We start from the raw sequence: 13758 nt of genomic DNA on the forward strand, positions 1-13758 counted from the left end.
GCGTGCAGCGATATACCGATTTCCGGGCCGCCCGAGCGTCGGATAGTATTGTCGAGCACGCAGCGGGGTATGGCGCAGCTTGGTAGCGCGCTACGTTCGGGACGTAGAGGCCGTCGGTTCAAATCCGGCTACCCCGACGCTCAGTGCAGAGCCGGTTTCCTTCGGGAGACCGGCTCTTCTCATTTCCCTGATCTTCAGCGTGGTTGCCCTAGGTCAAACGAGAGGCGGCTGCGGATCTCGGCCAGGACCGTGCCGACCATCTGGATCGACCCCTCGTCGAGGACGTTGCCGAACTCCACCACCTCGGTGTCCGGGCCGGCGATCTCGCCCAGCGCCGGGTCCTCGCTCGGCACCACGAGCATCCGCAGGTCGGTGCGGGGTTCGGTGCTTTCGTAGGGAACGACGACCACCTCGGCGGGACCGGCCGTCGCCAGCCAGTCGCGGACCTGCTCGGCCTGGTGGACGGTCGAGTAGCGGACGCCGACCCGGGAACCCTCGGGCAGTTCGGCGACCTTCATCAGGGTCCGGATGTGCGGCGCCACCACCACCGCGACGGTCTCGACGTCCCGTCCGGACGTGTGCGCCCACCGCCGGACCTCGGCCAGGTGGAAGAACGTGGTGATCACGAGGTCGGCGTCGGTCGTGGCGGTCTCGAGCTCGGTGAGCAGGCTCGGCCGGACGTCGGCGCTCAGCCGCCCGGACAGCTCCTTGGCGAAGGCCGAGGCACGCTCCTCGTTGCACTCGGCGAAGACGGCTCGCACCTCGGCGGCGGCGCGCTGGGCCAGGGCGTACGCGGCGTCGCGAACCGCCTCGGGCGACATGCCGTGCCGCACCGCCTCCTCGACGGCGTCGCGCAGCGCGTCGCCGGTGCCCTCCGCATGCTGGCGGGGAGCGTGCGCGGCGATCGTCGTCCCGGACGCGCCCCTGGTCTCGATCACCCGCAGTTCCCGCAGGGTGGCGTACGCCTTGGCGACCGTGTTCCGGTTGACGCCGAGATTGTCGGCGAGCTGGCGAACCGGCGGAAGGCGATCGCCTGCCCGCAGGCCGCCGCCCTCGACGAGGTACCGGACCTGCTCGACGATCTGCCGGTAGACCGGGGTGGCCGACGCCGCATCGACGCTCAGCTCGCTCATCACGTGACCCTATGTCATAGGACGTTTTCGCCGTCCCGGACACAGGTGGGGATGTCCGCGGCGGAGGCAGGTCTGTCGGTCGGCGACCGTGGCCGTACGCGCAGAACCCGATGGCGGGCGGTGAAGGCCTCCTCGGAAAGCCGCACGTCGGGGATCAGGCGGGCGAGTGCGGACATCAGGCGCCTTTCGGGATCGGGTTCCATCCCTCATTTCGGATCTACCGTCCCGCGCCGGCAGCCTCGAAGAGGTGCAAAACGGTTGCTTTGTTTAATCCATGAACTTTCCTAACAGTAGTTGACGTCACCCCAGACATCGGGTTGGCTCAATATGTCTCCGCGGCCCCCCAAGCCGGAAGGTTCTGATCCCCCATGCTCAGACAGCGCTTCCTCGCGTCCGTCGGCGCTCTTCTCGTCGGCACCCTCGCAGCCATCGCCCCCGCCACCGCCTCCCAGGCCGCCGCTTGCGCCGGCGCCTGGAGCGCTTCCCAGGTGTACGTCGGCGAGAACGTCGCCTCGCAGAACGGCCACAACTACCGAGCCAAGTGGTGGACCCAGAACGAGAGCCCGGCAACGCACAGCGGCCCGTGGGACGTCTGGGCCGACCAGGGCGCCTGCGGCGGAGGCGGTGAGGACCCGCCGCCGACCGGCGGCTTCCCCCTCAGCCAGGCACAGTTCGACCAGAGGTGGCCGGCGTCGCAACGCGCCAGCCTGTACACGTACAGCGGCCTGATCGAGGCCGCGAACCGCTTCCCGGCCTTCGGCAGCGGCAGCGACGTCACGAAGAAGCGGGAGGTGGCGGCGTTTCTGGCCAACGTCGACCACGAATCAGGCCAGCTGCGGTACACCGAGGAGCAGGACGTTCCGGGCTGGGGACGCTACTGCGACTGGAGCCGGCCCTACGGCTGCCCGGCCGGCCAGACCGCCTACCACGGCCGCGGTCCGATCCAGCTGAGCTGGAACTACAACTACAAGGCGGCCGGTGACTACCTCGGCATCGACCTGTTGAACAACCCCGACCAGGTCAAGAACGTATCGTCGATCGCCTACCAGACCGCGTTCTGGTACTGGCTGACCCAGAACGGCCCGAGCACGATGACCGCGCACGCCGCGATCACCGGGTCGGCCGGCTTCGGCGGCACCATCCGCGCCATCAACGGCACGCTCGAGTGCAACGGCGCCAATCCGGCCCAGGTGCAGAACCGGGTCAACGCGTACCTGTCCTTCACCCAGCTGTTCGGGGTCGACCCGGGCGGCAACCTCTACTGCTGAGACTTCAATTCGGAAGAGGGGCCGAGGGGGGTACGACCGGGCGGCGGTCGTACCCCCCTCGTCGTTTGTCCTGGGTTAAAGCGCGAGTTGCGGACGAGCCGGAACCCCGACGACGGCCGGCGCCGCGGCCCGGGGCGGCGGCAGCTGCTGGGGCACGGCATAGGTCGGGAGCAGCATCGACTCGACCGCCGGAGCGATGGCCGGCCGCTCGTTGAGCGAGATCAGGCGCGCGGCGCGGGCCAGGGAGCCGGTCTCGCCGTCGCGGAAGCCCGCCCGGTAGCCCTTCTCGTAGCGTTCGCCGCGGCCCAGTGCCCGGCCGATCGCGAAGCAGGAGGACCCGGCGAGGGCCAGGAGGAACAGCAGAGCGAAGGGTGTCACGGTCCGTCCTCTCGAGAGAAGTGAAGGTCTCCCAATGAGGTGCAAAATACGCGAAACCAGACAGAAGGGGCCGTAACTACGCGATGAGTGACGCGTTCGGGTGACGGAGACTTGCGCGCTCGAGAAAAGGCGGTAGGTCCGCGGCGTCCGCCGGCCGGCACAGATGGTAGCCCTGGCCGTACCCGCATCCCAGCGACCGCAGCGCCTCCAGCTGGGCGGCGTTCTCGATGCCCTCGGCCACCACCCGCAGCCCGAGGATCTGGCCGAGCTGCACGATGGTCCGGACCAGCGCCAGGTCCTCGGCGGTCAGCTCGGCGCGCGCGATGAACGCCCGGTCCACCTTCAGCTCGTCGACAGGCAGTTCGCGGAGGTACGCCAGGGACGAGTACCCGGTGCCGAAGTCGTCGATGGACAGCTGGACACCGAGCCTGCGCAGGGCGGTCAGCGACGCGCGGGCCAGGTCCGGGTCGCTCATCAGCACCGACTCGGTGAGCTCCAGGGTGACCGTGCTGGACGGCAGCCCGGCCACCGCCAGGGCCCGCATCACGTTGTCGGCGAACCGCGGATGCACCAGCTGATGGCCCGACACGTTCACGTTGAGGGTCAGGTCGGGGAACGTCCGGCGCCACGCCGCGACCTGGGTGGCCGCCGTCTCCAGCACCCACTGGCCGATCTCCACGATCAGCCCGGACTCCTCGGCGATCGGGATGAAGTCGACCGGCGACACCAGCCCACGACCGGGACTGTGCCAGCGGATCAGCGCCTCGACACCGGCCACCTCGCCGGTCTCCAGCCGGATCAGCGGCTGGTACTGCAGCGCGAACTCGCCGGCGTCCAGCGCCTTCTGCAGGTCGCCACGCAGGCTGAGGACGTTCAGCGCCTCGGTGTGCATGTACGGCTCGTAGACCACCATCTTGCCCGGGCCCTCCTTCTTGGCCCGGTACATCGCCACGTCCGCGTTGTTCAGCAGCACATCCGAATGCTCGGAGGTCTCCCGGGAGATGGCCACGCCGATGCTCGCGCCGATGAAGATGTCCCGGTCGGCCACCCGGAACGGATCTTTCACCGCGTTGATGATCCGCTCGGCCACCGAGATCGCGGAATCGATCGGCGAGTCGTGCAGCAGCACCGCGAACTCGTCGCCACCCAGCCGGGCGGTGGTGTCGCTGGCCCGCACGCAGCCCCGGATCCGGCCGGCCACCGCGGCGAGCAGCGCGTCACCGGCCTCGTGGCCGAGGCTGTCGTTGACCGCCTTGAACCGGTCGAGGTCGATGAAGAGCACGCTGGTCGGGTCGGTCGCGACATCGCGCGAGGCCAGCACCCGGTTGAAGATCTTCAGGAACAGACCGCGGTTCGGCAGGCCGGTGACCGGGTCATGGTGCGCTTCGTGGACCGCTTCGACGGTACGGGAGTCCGTCAGCGCCAGGCTGACCTGCTGGGCGAACGCGGCCAGCTGATCGCGATGCCCGGTGTGCCGCTCGGCCGGTCCGGGCAGCCGGGCCACCAGACTGCCGGCCATCTCACTGGTGACCTGCAACGGCGCCGCGATCACCGAATCCCGGGAGAGCGCCCGGATCAGCGCCTGCCCGCCGGCCATCGCCTCGCGCGCCTCGCCCTCATGGGTCGCGGCCTCGGGCGTGCCGGCCGTGGACGCCACGGTCAGCCGACGGGCCCGGCCCTCCTCGGCCAGCATCAGCGCCACCGAGTTGGCGCCGAGCAGCACCGCCGCCCCGCTGGTCACCAGGTCCAGGATCTCCGGCAGCGGCCGCCGGCCGGAGATGCTCCGCTGGATCGTCAGCAGCGTCTCCACCAGCATCTGCCGCGTCTGCGCGACCTCCGCCTCACGCTCGGAGTCGGCACGCAGGCCACGCTCGTCGGAGAGCACCCGGATGCTGCGCAGGGCCAGGCCGAGCACCTGAGCCATGCCATGGAGCATCTGCCGTTCTTCGGCGCCGAACTCGTCGCTCAACCGGCCGACCATCAGCGCGCCCTGCTTCCGGCCCTCGCCCAGCCCGGTGTAGCAGGTGTGCAGCGCGCCCAGCCCGGGCACGCCCAGCCGCTCGTCGGCGCGGAGCAGGCCGGCCACCGGCACCTCGGGACCGAAGCCCCACTCGCCGCGGACCTCGTCCCCCACCATCACGGCGGCGACCTCGGCCTCGACCATCTCGGCGGCCCGCTCCACGGCGTACGCGACGGCGGACTCCTCGTCGGTGGCCGCGTTGACCGCCGAGAAGAAGTCGGTGAGCTGATGCGTCGACCACTGGGACATGTCAGGCCAGTGCCAGGGTGACGAGGGTCAGGTGATGGGTGCCGAGCGCCCCTCGTACCCGGGCGATCTCCCCCGAGGTGTAGAAGCCGGCGTACGGCGTGTTGCCCAGCGCGGAGCGCATAGCGGCCATCTCCTCCTGCATGCCCTCAGGTCCCAGCCGACCCCGTCGCGCGCCGCAGTCGAAGGCGAGCACACCCAGCGGCACCTTCCCGCCGAGACCCTCGAGCGCCTCCAGGCACGACTCGGTCGCACCCTGGATCAGCGCCTCGTGATCGGCCTCCATCAGCCAGCACAGCGCGCCCTGCGGAACGTCGGACATCCCCAGGATGGACCGTTCCACGTCGTCACCGTCGTGAATCACCCGGATGTCCTCCCCGTTGCGCCGGGAAAGGCCCAGCGCCGGCGGCGCGTCCACACCGTCGAACAGGTCGGCGGCGGCACCGCCGGGCATGTCGTTGCGGCGCAGCAGCACGTCCAGGGCCGGCTCGTCGTCCAGCTCGTAGATCCGCCCGCCGCTGCTCCTGGTCACGATCATCGGCGGCTCCAGCCGGCGCCAGCCGTGCGCGACACCGATCCCGATCGGCGCGTCCGAGCCGAGCGCCACCCCCACGACCGCGTCGGTGTAGACGGCGTCGCCGACGAACTGGAACGTCCGGGCCCCGTCCGAACCGCCGCCCGCGAAGCCGCCGACCAGCGGCACCGCGGCCCCCAGCACCGAATACGCGCCGCGGACCACCTCGTGCGGGTCGCCGGACAGCCCGTCGGCGAGCAGGATCAGGACACTGTGCGGGCTGTTCATGCCGGGCGGGCTGTTCATGCCGGCCATCGCCTCGGCTGCCTCCGCACCGGCCTGACGGTGCCCGGCGTCGCCGATGTGGGCGACGCGCGCGCGTGCCGTGAAACCCTCACCGCCCAGCGCGCCCACCGACACCCCGCCCGCACCGGCGCCGTCGTTGGCCAGCTCACCGAGCGTGGAGGCCCCCACGACCAAGGCGTGCGGCCCGGCCTCGTCGCGGACGCCCATCAGCAGCGCCGGCAGGTCATGGCGGTGCGAGGCAAAAACAAAGACCACTGCAGGGGTACGCCCGTTGATCGCCGAGAAGGCCGCCTCGGCGCCCGCCTTGGCGCTGTCCGCCGCGGTGCTGTGACCGGCGCCGAACCAGCGGTGCGGTGTCTGCATGATCCTCTGATCGGCAGCCGTGAACGGTTGCTGAGGGGGTGCGGCCGGGGTGCCTTTCGCCCCTCCGGGGCCACCTGACAGGGTGTTTACTTGTGACTGACTCCGACCTCACCCAGCAGGTGAACAGCGTCGCCCGGCTCACCGGCACGTTCACCCTGCGCAGTGGCCGCACCGCCACCGAATACTTCGACAAGTACCAGTTCGAGGCCGACCCGGTCCTGCTCGACAAGCTGGCGCAGCGGATGGCGGTCCTCATCCCCGAGGGCACCGAGGTGCTGGCCGGCCTGGAAATGGGCGGCATCGCGGTGGTCACCGCTCTCGGCCGGCACGCCGGGCTGCCCTGCGCGTTCGTGCGCAAGCAGGCCAAGGAGTACGGCACCGCCCGGCTCTGCGAGGGTGCGGAGGTGGCCGGCCGGCGGGTGCTGGTGGTCGAGGACGTGGTGACCTCCGGCGGCCAGGTGGTGATCTCCACCGGCGAGCTCCGGAAGCTGGGCGCGCACGTGGACCACGCGCTGTGCGTGATCGACCGTCAGGAGGGCGGCGCCGAGGCGCTGGCCGACCACGGCATCAAGCTGAGGGCACTGCTCAACCGCGCCGACCTGGACGCCGCCAACTGACCGGCACTGCTGACAATCCGCTGCTCAGCGGAACACCCCGGTGCTGACCGCCACGACGATGCCGCCGACGATGCCGACCACCAGGCCGGTGATCGAGACGCCCAGCGAGACCTTCCACAGGCTCTCGCCGCGTTTGTAGGCACGTTGCGCCATGGAGACGGCGACGAGGCCGAGGACCAGCGGGCAGGCGACGATCGCCAGGACACCCAGCACGATGCCCGCGATGCTGAAGCCGTTGCCCACCTTGGCCGGCGCGAAGTAGGCGTTGTAGGGCACTCCCACCGGATAAGCCGGGTAAGCCGGATAGGGGTTCGCCGGGTAACCGGCCGGCTGATAACCACCGGCCTGCGGCGGCGCGGCATAGCCGGGCACGGGGTAGGCCGGAGCGGGAGCTGTCTCCGGGTAGAGCTGGGCCGTCGTGGGCGGCGGGGCGTACCCGGTCAGGCCGGACGGCATCGGGGAGCCGAACTGGTCGGCGGCCGGGGCCGGGACGGCGAGGCCACAGGACGGGCAGGGCGACCCGACGGATACGCCGGTGCCGCAGTTCGGGCAGACCATCAAGGCTCCTGGAGTCGCTGGGATGCGGACCTAACGATCGGTCCGCAACCCGGCGACCTGAGCCTCCGTCAGCGCGTGAGCTCCTTGGCGAGGAGCTCGGCGATCTGCACCGTGTTGAGGGCGGCGCCCTTGCGCATGTTGTCGCCGGTGATGAACATGTCCAGCGCGCGGGGGTCGTCCATCGCCCGGCGGATGCGGCCCACCCAGGACGGGTCGGTGCCGACCGCGTCGATCGGCATCGGGAACTCGCCCGCGGCCGGATCGTCGACCAGGATCACCGCGGGTGCGTTGCGCAGCACCCCGCGGGCGTCCTCGGCGGTGAGCTCCGAGCCGAAGACCGCGTGCACGGCGACCGAGTGGCCGGTCACCACCGGGACGCGTACGCAGGTGGCGGAGACCTTGAGCGCGGGCAGGCCGAGGATCTTGCGCGACTCGTTGCGCATCTTCAGTTCCTCGGACGACCAGCCGTCGGCCTCCAGGTCACCCGACCAGGGGACCACGTTCAGCGCCAAGGGTGCCGGGAACGGGCCGAGGTCGTCGCCGACCGCCTGCCGGACGTTGCCGGGGCGGGAGCCGAGGGTCCGGTCGCCGGCCACCTTCATCAGCTGGTCGTGCAGGACGTCGACGCCGATCTGACCGGCGCCGGAGACCGCCTGGTAGGAGGCGAGGACCAGCTCACGCAGGCCGTACTCGCGGTGCAGGGGCGCGATCGCCATGATCATCGCCATCGTGGTGCAGTTGGCGTTGCTGATGATGCCGCGCGGACGGCTGCGCATCGCCTCCTTGTTGACCTCGGGCACCACCAGCGGCACCTCGGGGTGCATCCGGAAGGCGGCCGAGTTGTCCACCACGGTGACGCCGCGCTCGACCGCGATCGGCGCCCATTGCAGCGAGACGGCGTCGGGCACGTCGAACATGGCCACGTCGACGCCGTCGAAGGCCTCCGGCGTCAGCTCCACGACCGTGAGGTCCTCGCCGCGGCAACGCAGCGTCCGACCCGCCGAACGGGCCGACGCGATCAGCCGGATCTCGCCCCACACGTTGCGGCGGGAGGACAACAGCTCGCGCATCACCGTCCCGACGGAGCCGGTGGCCCCGACGACGGCGAGCGTGGGCTGCCGCGTCATCCCGGGGCTAACGTCCGGTGCCCGCGTAGACGACTGCCTGCTCGTCGCCGCCGAGCTCGAACTGCTCGTGCACGGCGCGGACGGCGGTGTCGAGGTCGCTGTCCCGGCAGACCACGGAGACCCGGATCTCCGACGTGGAGATCATCTCGATGTTGACGCCGGCCGCGCCGATGCAGGCGAAGAAGGAGGCGGCCACGCCCGGGTGCGACCGCATCCCGGCGCCGATCAGGGAGACCTTGCCGACGTGGTCGTCGAAGAGCAGGCTCTTGAACTTGATCTGAGCCTGGATCTTGTTGAGCGCTGCCATCGCGGTCGGCCCGTCGGCCTTGGGCAGCGTGAACGAGATGTCGGTGCGGCCGGTGCCCTCGGTGGACACGTTCTGCACGATCATGTCGATGTTGATCTCGGCCGAGGCCACGGTCTCGAAGATCCGGCCGGCGGCGCCCGGCTCGTCGGGCACCCCGACGATCGTGATCTTGGCTTCACTGCGGTCGTGGGCGACCCCGGTGATCAGCGCCTGTTCCACGGAAGGGTCCTCCATCGATCCGGTGACCATGGTGCCGGTCTTGTTCGTGTACGAGGAGCGTACGTGGATCGGGACGCCGAAGCGCCGGGCGTACTCGACGCAGCGCAGCATCAGCACCTTCGCCCCGCCGGCGGCGAGCTCCAGCATCTCCTCGTACGTGATCTGCTTGATGTGCCGCGCGTTCGGCACGATCCGCGGGTCGGCGGTGAACACACCGTCCACGTCGGTGTAGATCTCGCAGACGTCGGCGTGCAGCGCCGCGGCCAGCGCGACCGCCGTGGTGTCCGACCCGCCGCGGCCCAGCGTGGTGATGTCCTTGGTGTCCTGCGAGACGCCCTGGAAGCCGGCCACGATCGCGATCGCGCCCTCGTCCAGCGCGGTGCGCAGCCGGCCGGGGGTGACGTCGATGATCCGGGCCTTGCCGTGCACCGAGGTGGTCAGCACGCCGGCCTGCGAGCCGGTGTACGACCGGGCCTCGTAGCCCAGGTTGTGGATCGCCATCGCCAGCAGCGCCATCGAGATGCGCTCGCCCGCGGTCAGCAGCATGTCCAGCTCACGGCCGGGCGGCAGCGGGCTGACCTGGTTGGCCAGGTCCATCAGCTCGTCGGTGGTGTCACCCATCGCGGAGACGACCACGACCACGTCGTCGCCGGCCTTGCGCGCCGACACGATCCGCTCCGCGACCCGCTTGATGCGCTCCGCCGTGGCGACGGACGAGCCGCCGTATTTCTGCACCACCAGGGCCACGGCCGCAGACTTCCTCTCAACACCGGGCGGGAACGGACGCGGACCAGCCTAGCGTCGCCGGGGTTCGGCTCCGAGCGGCGATCCCAGATTCCGGCCTGTGCGCCGCGACACGCCCGTTCGAGTCACGACCGATGTGCGACACAGAGGCGAGAATGTCTCGGTGCGTCCACGCCTCGTACCCGTCGTCCTGCTGACCCTCCTGGCAGCGGGCTGCGGGTCCGACGCGCCCGCGGCCGACCCGGCTCCGGAGCCGACCGGCGATCTCCCGGCGGACACCGACGCGGCCCGTGGTGAGCTAGCCGCGCGTGCGGCGCTGGCACAGGACCATCGTTACGCGGCGCTCTACGACTTCGACCCGGGCGACGGCCAGGGCACCCGCTCGGTGGTGGCGACGGTCGCGACCGACGGCACCTGGCGGGTGGATGTGCCGGGCGGCGCGCTGGGCGGCACCACCGACGTGTCCATCGTGCAGGTCGGCGACGGCGTCTACCAGTGCGCGATGCCGTCCGCGACGAACCCGGTCAACCCGTCCTGCGTCCGGGTCGCCGAGCCGAACAAGCAACTCCCCAAGGAGTACGACCCGAAGGTCCAGCGGGTCTTCCGGCAGTGGCTCAGCGTCTTCCAGGACCGGCAGGCGCCGCTCTCCGTGGTCGCCGCGCAGCCGCTGTCCAACCAGGGTCCGGCCGCCCAGGGCAAGTGCTACGCGGTGGACGGCATCTCCGCGTCCTTGAAACCACCGGTGGACGTGGGCATCTACTGCTACGCCGACAACGGCCAGCTCACCGCCGCGCGGGTCGACTTCGGCACGCTCACGCTGGTGAGTGTCGCGGCCGCGCCGCCGCGCATCGACCTGCCCGGCCCGATCAGCGGGGGCGAGGCGATGGGCATGAAGAGCCCGCCGCCGCCACCGCCACCACCGGCCGTCGATCCCTCGAACGGGCCCACATCCCCTGGCGCGCAGCCGCAAGGCTGATAGGGTTGCGGCGATATGTGGAACGCACTCCTCCTTCGCTGCCGCGACGAGGCCTCATCCCAGGCCGGCACCTCGTCGCGGAGTTGATGTGCGCGCGGCCGCCTAAAGGTCTCGTCCGTCAGGAGTTCTCCCATGTCAGTTGTTGACGACGCCATCGCCCGCCAGCGCCCCAGCGCGATGCCGTTCCAGCGTTACCAGGCCTACCACCAGCAATTCGCGATCGACCTGCCCGATCGGCAGTGGCCGGCCCGCCGCATCGAGACCGCGCCCCGCTGGTGCGCCGTCGACCTGCGCGACGGCAACCAGGCGCTGATCGACCCGATGTCCCCCGAGCGCAAGCGCCGGATGTTCATGCTGCTCGTGCAGATGGGCTACAAGGAGATCGAGGTCGGGTTCCCCGCCGCGAGCCAGACCGACTTCGATTTCGTACGCCAGCTCATCGAGCAGGACCTGATCCCGGACGACGTCACCATCCAGGTGCTGACTCAGTGCCGCGAGCACCTGATCGACCGCACCTTCGAGTCGATCCGCGGCGCCAAGCGGGCCATCGTGCACTTCTACAACTCGACGTCGACGCTGCAGCGCCGGGTGGTGTTCGGCCTGGACAAGGACGGCATCACCGACATCGCGACCACGGGCGCGCGGCTGTGCCAGAAATACGCCGAGATCCACACCCCCGACACCGAGATCTTCTACGAGTACAGCCCCGAGTCGTACACCGGCACCGAGCTGGACTACGCGCTCGAGGTCTGCTCGGCGGTCATCGACGTGATCGACCCGACCCCGGACCGGCCGCTGATCATCAACCTGCCGGCGACGGTCGAGATGGCCACCCCCAACGTGTACGCCGACTCCATCGAGTGGATGCACCGCCACCTGCCGCGCCGCGAGTCCGTGGTGCTCAGCCTGCACCCGCACAACGACCGTGGCTGCGCGGTGGCCGCCGCCGAGCTGGGTCTGCTGGCGGGCGCCGACCGCGTCGAGGGCTGCCTGTTCGGCAACGGCGAGCGCACCGGCAACGTCGACCTGGTCACGCTGGGACTCAACCTGTTCTCGCAGGGCATCGACCCGATGATCGACTTCTCCGACATCGACGAGGTCAAGCGCGCGGTCGAGTACTGCAACCAGCTGCCGGTGCACGAGCGTCACCCGTACGTGGGCGACCTGGTCTACACCGCGTTCTCCGGCTCGCACCAGGACGCGATCAACAAGGGCCTGAGCGCGCTGGTCAAGGACGCCGAGGCGGCCGGGACGCCGGTGGACGAGTTCACCTGGGGCGTGCCCTACCTGCCGATCGACCCCAAGGACGTGGGCCGCACGTACGAGGCGGTCATCCGGGTCAACTCGCAGTCCGGCAAGGGCGGCGTGGCGTACATCATGAAGGAGGAGCACAAGTTCGACCTGCCGCGGCGGCTGCAGATCGAGTTCTCCGGCGTGGTGCAGCGGGTCACCGACTCGGCGGGCGGCGAGGTCGGGCCGCAGGCGATGTACGACATCTTCGCCGGCGAGTACCTGACGGACCACCAGGCCTTCGCCCGGATCGTCCTGCAGCGCTACACGACGGCCACCGTGGACGGCAAGGTGGAGATCGACGTCACGGTGACCGACCGCGGCGAGGAGAAGGTGCTCACCGGGGTCGGCAACGGCCCGATCGACGCGTACGTGCAGGCGCTGCAGCCGCTGGGGATCCAGGTCCGGGTGCACGACTACGCCGAGCACGCGCTGTCGTCCGGCGGGGACGCGCAGGCCGCGGCCTATGTCGAGTGCGAGGTCGGCGATACCACGGTGTGGGGCGTCGGCCTGGACGCGAACATCGTCACCGCCTCGATCACGGCCGTCACCAGTGCGGTGAACCGAGCGCGCTGACCGTTCCGGCTTTCCGGCGCCGGGCTCTCCGGCGCCGGCATCCCGGGTCTCGGCTTTCCGGCGCTGGCATCCCTGCTCCCGGCTTACCGGCGCCGGCATCCCTGCTCCCGGCTTTTCCGGCGCGCGGTGCAAAACGGGCACCGTACGCTCCAGGGCGAGAAACGGGCACAACCCGCTTACGCTTGAGGGGTGCTCACACGTACCCCCCTCGCTCTTGTCCTGATCGCGGCAGCGACCCTCACCACCGGCTGTGAAGTGGTTCCTCTCGAACCCGCTCCCACGACGACTCCGGACGGTGGCGTGGCCGGCGGCGGCACCAGCGGCGATCCCGTGAAGCTGCTCGCCGGCCTGAAAGAGGCCAAGGCCGCCTCGATGCGCGGCTACACCCGGGACGAGTTCCCGCACTGGCGTGACACCGGCTCGAACTGCGACGTCCGCGATACGGTGCTCAAGCGCGACGGCCGCAAGGTGAAGCTGTCCGGCTGCAACGTGGTCGGCGGCACCTGGAAGAGCATCTACGACGGCAAGACGCTGACCAAGCCCACCCTGGTGGACATCGACCACGTGGTGCCGCTGGCCAACGCGTGGCGCTCGGGCGCCGGGGCGTGGACGAAGGACAAGCGCGGCGATTTCGCCAACGACCTGGATCGGCCGCAGCTCGTGGCGGTGTCACAGGCCTCGAACCGGGGTAAGGGTGATCAGGATCCGTCGACCTGGAAGCCCTCGGTCCGTGCCGAGTGGTGCACCTATGCCGGCGACTGGATCACGGTGAAGAGCTACTGGAAGCTGACGGTGACCAGCGCCGAGAAGAAGGCGCTGACCGCGATGCTCAAGGAGTGCTGATGGCGGGCAAGCGCAGCGATCTGAACGCGCCGGGTGGCGTGATGACCGACGAGGTCGGGGTGATCACCGGCGAGGTGACGCTGGTCAGCGAGGTGTCCGGCAAGGACGTCACGCTGACCGTGCAGTACAAGGACGCCGCCGAGTGGTACCACGTGACGGGCGGCAAGGTGACGCTCGCCGACCCGGCCGACGCCGACGTGCTGCACGACTTCACGGTGTCTCTGCTGCATCGCCCGGAGTAGTAGCTTTATTTACAGTAATCGATATACCGTC

Annotated in this window: 13 protein-coding genes and 1 tRNA gene; 7 read left to right on the forward strand and 7 right to left on the reverse strand. The window is 70.1% G+C overall.

What is annotated here, in order from left to right:
- Positions 1 to 63: 63 nt before the first annotated feature.
- Positions 64 to 137, forward strand: a tRNA-Pro gene (locus QSK31_RS21680).
- Between the two features lie 57 nt (positions 138 to 194).
- On the opposite strand, the gene QSK31_RS21685 is transcribed toward QSK31_RS21680, so the two are convergent.
- The gene (locus tag QSK31_RS21685; RefSeq protein WP_285686078.1) at positions 195 to 1133 is read right to left on the reverse strand and encodes a GntR family transcriptional regulator; all 939 of its coding nucleotides are present in this window, start codon (positions 1131 to 1133) and stop codon (positions 195 to 197) included.
- A gap of 368 nt (positions 1134 to 1501) precedes the next feature.
- On the opposite strand from QSK31_RS21685, the gene QSK31_RS21690 reads away from it, so the two are divergent.
- Positions 1502 to 2401, forward strand: a complete 900-nt coding sequence (locus QSK31_RS21690) for a glycoside hydrolase family 19 protein (RefSeq protein ID WP_285686079.1) — start codon at positions 1502 to 1504, stop codon at positions 2399 to 2401.
- A gap of 75 nt (positions 2402 to 2476) precedes the next feature.
- Here the strand turns inward: QSK31_RS21690 and QSK31_RS21695 are convergent, their stop codons facing one another.
- The 3 genes from QSK31_RS21695 to QSK31_RS21705 all read right to left on the reverse strand — a co-directional run bounded on the left by QSK31_RS21695 (position 2477) and on the right by QSK31_RS21705 (position 6228).
- The gene (locus tag QSK31_RS21695) at positions 2477 to 2779 is read right to left on the reverse strand and encodes a hypothetical protein (protein ID WP_285686080.1); all 303 of its coding nucleotides are present in this window, start codon (positions 2777 to 2779) and stop codon (positions 2477 to 2479) included.
- Positions 2780 to 2855: 76 nt separating this feature from the next.
- On the reverse strand, positions 2856 to 5048 hold the full coding sequence (locus tag QSK31_RS21700) for a putative bifunctional diguanylate cyclase/phosphodiesterase (protein ID WP_285686081.1): 2193 nt from the start codon (positions 5046 to 5048) through the stop codon (positions 2856 to 2858).
- 1 nt (position 5049) lies between these two features.
- Positions 5050 to 6228, reverse strand: a complete 1179-nt coding sequence (locus QSK31_RS21705; RefSeq protein WP_285686082.1) for an FIST signal transduction protein — start codon at positions 6226 to 6228, stop codon at positions 5050 to 5052.
- A 92-nt stretch (positions 6229 to 6320) separates the two neighbouring features.
- Between QSK31_RS21705 and QSK31_RS21710 the strand changes: the two genes are divergently transcribed.
- Positions 6321 to 6845 (forward strand): orotate phosphoribosyltransferase, encoded by a 525-nt coding sequence (locus tag QSK31_RS21710; protein WP_285686083.1) that lies wholly within the window; start codon positions 6321 to 6323, stop codon positions 6843 to 6845.
- A gap of 24 nt (positions 6846 to 6869) precedes the next feature.
- Here the strand turns inward: QSK31_RS21710 and QSK31_RS21715 are convergent, their stop codons facing one another.
- The 3 genes from QSK31_RS21715 to QSK31_RS21725 form a co-directional block, all read right to left on the reverse strand.
- Positions 6870 to 7403, reverse strand: a complete 534-nt coding sequence (locus QSK31_RS21715) for a hypothetical protein (protein WP_285686084.1) — start codon at positions 7401 to 7403, stop codon at positions 6870 to 6872.
- A 68-nt stretch (positions 7404 to 7471) separates the two neighbouring features.
- A complete protein-coding gene (locus QSK31_RS21720) occupies positions 7472 to 8530 on the reverse strand; it encodes an aspartate-semialdehyde dehydrogenase (protein WP_285686085.1) in 1059 nt (352 codons plus the stop codon).
- A gap of 7 nt (positions 8531 to 8537) precedes the next feature.
- Complete coding sequence (locus QSK31_RS21725) at positions 8538 to 9803, reverse strand: aspartate kinase (protein ID WP_285686086.1); 1266 nt, start codon at positions 9801 to 9803, stop codon at positions 8538 to 8540.
- A 160-nt stretch (positions 9804 to 9963) separates the two neighbouring features.
- On the opposite strand from QSK31_RS21725, the gene QSK31_RS21730 reads away from it, so the two are divergent.
- From QSK31_RS21730 to QSK31_RS21745, 4 genes are all read left to right on the forward strand, one after another.
- Positions 9964 to 10776, forward strand: a complete 813-nt coding sequence (locus QSK31_RS21730; RefSeq protein WP_285686087.1) for a hypothetical protein — start codon at positions 9964 to 9966, stop codon at positions 10774 to 10776.
- A gap of 132 nt (positions 10777 to 10908) precedes the next feature.
- Positions 10909 to 12642, forward strand: a complete 1734-nt coding sequence (gene leuA, locus QSK31_RS21735) for a 2-isopropylmalate synthase (RefSeq protein WP_285686088.1) — start codon at positions 10909 to 10911, stop codon at positions 12640 to 12642.
- A 189-nt stretch (positions 12643 to 12831) separates the two neighbouring features.
- Complete coding sequence (locus QSK31_RS21740) at positions 12832 to 13485, forward strand: HNH endonuclease family protein (RefSeq protein ID WP_502872991.1); 654 nt, start codon at positions 12832 to 12834, stop codon at positions 13483 to 13485.
- On the forward strand, positions 13485 to 13727 hold the full coding sequence (locus tag QSK31_RS21745; RefSeq protein WP_285686089.1) for a hypothetical protein: 243 nt from the start codon (positions 13485 to 13487) through the stop codon (positions 13725 to 13727). Before QSK31_RS21740 ends, QSK31_RS21745 begins: the two co-directional genes overlap by 1 nt.
- The last annotated feature ends 31 nt before the right edge of the window (positions 13728 to 13758 follow it).

The organism is Actinoplanes sp. NBRC 103695 (assembly GCF_030269485.1).
In the GTDB taxonomy this organism is placed as follows: domain Bacteria; phylum Actinomycetota; class Actinomycetes; order Mycobacteriales; family Micromonosporaceae; genus Actinoplanes.

What these genes read in the sequence shown, in the direction of transcription:
- QSK31_RS21685 (WP_285686078.1), bottom strand. Translation starts at nt 1,133, where the DNA reads ATGAGCGAGCTGAGCGTCGATGCGGCGTCGGCCACCCCGGTCTACCGG.
- QSK31_RS21705 (WP_285686082.1), bottom strand. Translation starts at nt 6,228, where the DNA reads ATGCAGACACCGCACCGCTGGTTCGGCGCCGGTCACAGCACCGCGGCG.
- QSK31_RS21715 (WP_285686084.1), bottom strand. Translation starts at nt 7,403, where the DNA reads ATGGTCTGCCCGAACTGCGGCACCGGCGTATCCGTCGGGTCGCCCTGC.
- QSK31_RS21690 (WP_285686079.1), top strand. Translation starts at nt 1,502, where the DNA reads ATGCTCAGACAGCGCTTCCTCGCGTCCGTCGGCGCTCTTCTCGTCGGC.
- leuA (WP_285686088.1), top strand. Translation starts at nt 10,909, where the DNA reads ATGTCAGTTGTTGACGACGCCATCGCCCGCCAGCGCCCCAGCGCGATG.
- QSK31_RS21720 (WP_285686085.1), bottom strand. Translation starts at nt 8,530, where the DNA reads ATGACGCGGCAGCCCACGCTCGCCGTCGTCGGGGCCACCGGCTCCGTC.
- QSK31_RS21745 (WP_285686089.1), top strand. Translation starts at nt 13,485, where the DNA reads ATGGCGGGCAAGCGCAGCGATCTGAACGCGCCGGGTGGCGTGATGACC.
- QSK31_RS21700 (WP_285686081.1), bottom strand. Translation starts at nt 5,048, where the DNA reads ATGTCCCAGTGGTCGACGCATCAGCTCACCGACTTCTTCTCGGCGGTC.